Source organism: Accumulibacter sp. (assembly GCF_023806565.1).
Lineage (GTDB): Bacteria > Pseudomonadota > Gammaproteobacteria > Burkholderiales > Rhodocyclaceae > Accumulibacter.
Map to the genome: position 1 here is coordinate 31,376 of NZ_JAMTDV010000031.1, position 3,567 is coordinate 34,942.

Below are 3,567 nucleotides of genomic sequence, written 5' to 3' on the forward strand. Positions count from 1 at the left end.
CACGCCGCCACAAACCAGAAAGTTCTTGCTGGGAACTTCGGTTCCTGCGGATTTCAAATACGTCATCAAGAACACGCCGAAGACTTTCATCCTGCTTCCGGAAGTCTACACCGCACTTGGCGAGGTCGAATTGCGGGCCGCCCGCCCGAACGACGCGAACAACTCCTTTGCACAGGCACGAGCATTGAAGCCGGACTACTGGCCGGCTTATTCCTATTGGGCTGAGTTCCTGATCAAATCGGGGCGCCGGGGCGAAGCAAAAGAATTGGTAAAATCAGGCCTGGAATACAGCCCAAACTCCAAAACGCTGCAGGAACAGTATCGACTGCTTGGAGGAAAGCCTTCCGATATCATCCCGAAAGTCAAGGACTTGCCGCAGCCCGATGGCGCTGAAGAGACGGCTGGTCAAGCGTTTGCAGGAGAAGTTTCCGCCAGTGAGGCACCGGATCAGTCGGCGCCGGACGGGGATCCGGCGCAGTGACCAGCGCAAGGATCTTTCCGGCACCCGCATTACGGGAATTCTCTTGAGTTCTGTTCGGCGCTCGCTGGTCTTCTCACTGGCCGACAGCTATCTTGGCGTCGCCCTGCAGTTGGTGAGCAGCCTGATCATTGCTCGCCTGCTCACTCCAGCCGAAATCGGGGTTTTTTCGGTGGCCGCGATATTCGCCGCACTTGCCAGCAACTTTCGCGATTTCGGCGTCGGCGAGTACTTGATTCAGGAGAAGAACCTGACGACCAAGAAGATCCGCGCAGCGCTTGCGGCCAATATCGGTCTCTCGTGGCTGATGGCCGTGATCCTGTTCCTTGCCAGCGGTCCGGTCGCCGACTTCTATCGGCACGCCGGCGTGACGACGGTCATGCAGATTCAATCGGTCAATTTCCTGCTGATTCCGTTTGGCGCGGTCACCATGGCCTATTACCGCCGTCAGCTGAATTACCGCCCACTATTCATCGCCGGGCTGCTGGCCAACACCACCAGCTTTCTGGTCGCCACCACTGGGGCACTTGCGGGATTCGGTTATCTTGCGTTGGCTTGGGCTTCGCTTGCCGGCGTTATGGTCACCGTCGGCTATGCGGTCAGCGTACGTCCTGCCGACCTCCCGTTCTGGCCATCGCTGTCCGGACTGCGCGAGGTGGTGAATTTTGGCAAGCACGCGATAGGCATCTATTTTCTTGGACAGGTCGGCAAGAGCGCTCCTGAGGCGGTGATCGGCAGAGTTCTGGACATGGCTTCGGTTGCCTTCTTCAGCCGAGCCAACGGCCTGATGGAGATCTTCAACCGGACCGTACTACGCGCCGCAGCGCCGATCTGCCTGCCCTATTTCGCCCAAGAGGCGCGAGCCGGCCAACGGACCGCGGAAGGATATCTAAAGGCAACGACCCTGCTGACCGGTATTGGCTGGCCGTTCTTCGTTTACATCGGTGTCATTGCGTATTCGGCAATTCGCGTGCTCTATGGCGGGCAGTGGATGTCGTCGGTGCCGTTGGCACAGATCTTGTGCGTGGTTGCCATCCTCGAGCTGCCGTACTGGCTGGCGACCGAAGTGATGATCGCGGAAGGTCGCATTGACCAAAGCAACAAGCTGCAGTTCGTCGTGCAAGGCTTGCGTGTCGCGAGTCTGGCGCTGGTAGTTCCATTCGGACTCACCGGTGTGTGCTGGGGACTGGCCCTGGCCGCTCTGGGAGGCACCTTTGCCTCACACCGCTTCCTTCGGCAGATTATCGGGTTGCGTTTCAGGGACATGGTGCGAGCATGCATACCCAGCGGCGCTGTCACCGCGGTTGCCGCGACGCCGAGTCTAGTGGTGGCGCTCTTCATCGAACAAACCGAGGCCAATTGCCTCGCAGTTTTTGCGGGCTGCAGTCTGGCCACCGGCGCTGCATGGATTGCCTCCCTCAAGATCTGTAAGCACCCCTTCTGGATGGAAGCCGTAACGCTCTTAGAAAAAATGAGGAAGCGCGCAAAAGCCCTATGAGCAATCAACCATCGGATTGTCACGCTGTGCCAACCCTCTTGTCGCAGATTCCCCACGGCCGCGATGAGTGCGACGCAACGGATGACAGCGCCCTCGGAAACCCGGGACATCGCCTGGGCGGCCAGTCAGTTGCGTTCAGGCCAGACAGATCCGGCTCCACTTGCCGCGCCGCGTTCCACCGGCAGTGCCCAAATTCTGTCCATCGGCATCGGAATGACGGGGAGGCAACTGCGAGCGCGGCGCTTTACAGTCGGTCCTGAATTCTCTATACTCGAAAAGCTGAGAATTTTATGTCATAACCTACTGCATTAATTGAGAATACCTTGATTATTGGACAATTCGCCCGCGGTGCAGAAAGGTGACCGATAGAGTACAAACACCAAGAAAATACTGGCGTTCGGTTTTTTGTGGGTGGTGTTCAGGTGATGGGGACATTTCCATCATCTTTCGAAAACTTCTGTAATTCAATATTATTACTTATAGGTGGATTTTCGCAGTGGTAACAACGATAGATCGCGTTAGAATCATCCTTGGTGACGTGCTTCAATTAGGTCAACGGCGGGATAATCTCACGGTGGAGTCTCCGCTCTTGGGAAGCATCCCGGAGCTTGATTCCATGGCCGTCGTCGGCTTGATTTCTGCCTTGGAGGAGCAGTTTGACATCGTTATCGACGATGACGAACTGGATGCATCCATATTTGCCACTTTAGGCAGTCTCGCCACCTTCGTCACCCAGAAGCTGCAGGGCTGATTCGGTCGGCGTCTGCTGATGGAGTCCTTCTTTCTCCCTGCTCGAGTCGGGAGCCGGTTCTGCGTGCATCATCCACCGGCCAAGGGAGTTACGTTGAACCAGGCCGTGGTGTTTGTGCCCGCGTTTGCAGAGGAAATGAACAAGTCGCGCCATGTCGTCGCACAGACAGCGCGTCGGTTTGCCGCTTTGGGAATTGGTGTCTTGCTGATCGACCTCTTGGGTTGCGGCGACAGCACTGGCAGCTTGGAGGATGCGACTTGGGACGCGTGGCGGGACGACATCGATCTGGCGTCCGGATGGTTGCATGACTACGGCTATCGGCGACTACTGGTGTGGGGCATGCGGTTGGGGGGATTGCTCGCAGCCGAATGTGCGGCAGACCCTGGGGGAGCTTACGAGCGGTGCATTCTGTGGCAGCCAGTGGTCAGCGGTGACACATTCCTCTCGCAGTTCCTCAGGCTGGCCGTCGCAAACGTAATGCTGTCCGGCTCCACGGCGGGCGTATCGGTAGCGCAGTTGCGTTCGCGCCTTGCCGGCGGCGAGACCATCGAGGTGGCGGGGTATCCGCTGACTCCTGCGTTGGCGGCCAGCCTTGGGCTGGCAGCGCTTACCCGTCCGCTTTGTCCGGTCGAGTGGTTCGAGGTGGTGGCGGAGCACGGTCGCGCGCCTTCGCCGGCGGCTTTGCGCGTCGCAGAGGGGTGGCGGGCGAACGGTACGGAGGTGACCATGAAAGCGGTTGGAGGCGAATCGTTCTGGGGGGCTGCCAACGCAGCCGAGTTGGTCCAATGTCCTACCCTCGTCGACGCAACGGCTTCTGCGGCCGAATCCTGGGTGTGACGG

Annotated in this window: 4 protein-coding genes; all 4 read left to right on the forward strand. The window is 58.6% G+C overall.

All coding sequences use genetic code 11. The features are described from left to right. On the forward strand, positions 1 to 481 hold a 481-nt coding region (locus tag NFV80_RS04120), incomplete at its 5' end, for a tetratricopeptide repeat protein (RefSeq protein ID WP_366143404.1). Continuing rightward, entirely contained in the window at positions 384 to 1,976 is a 1,593-nt protein-coding gene (locus NFV80_RS04125) for a lipopolysaccharide biosynthesis protein (RefSeq protein ID WP_295328666.1), read from the forward strand. The genes NFV80_RS04120 and NFV80_RS04125, both read left to right, overlap by 98 nt. Before the next feature lie 496 nt (positions 1,977 to 2,472). Further along, entirely contained in the window at positions 2,473 to 2,727 is a 255-nt protein-coding gene (locus NFV80_RS04130) for a phosphopantetheine-binding protein (RefSeq protein ID WP_295328664.1), read from the forward strand. 18 nt (positions 2,728 to 2,745) lie between these two features. Then, the gene (locus tag NFV80_RS04135) at positions 2,746 to 3,564 is read left to right on the forward strand and encodes a hydrolase 2, exosortase A system-associated (protein WP_296757951.1); all 819 of its coding nucleotides are present in this window, start codon (positions 2,746 to 2,748) and stop codon (positions 3,562 to 3,564) included. The last annotated feature ends 3 nt before the right edge of the window (positions 3,565 to 3,567 follow it).

Coding starts and splice junctions, on each gene's coding strand:
- NFV80_RS04135 (WP_296757951.1), top strand. CDS start 2,746: ATGGAGTCCTTCTTTCTCCCTGCTCGAGTCGGGAGCCGGTTCTGCGTG.
- NFV80_RS04125 (WP_295328666.1), top strand. CDS start 384: ATGGCGCTGAAGAGACGGCTGGTCAAGCGTTTGCAGGAGAAGTTTCCG.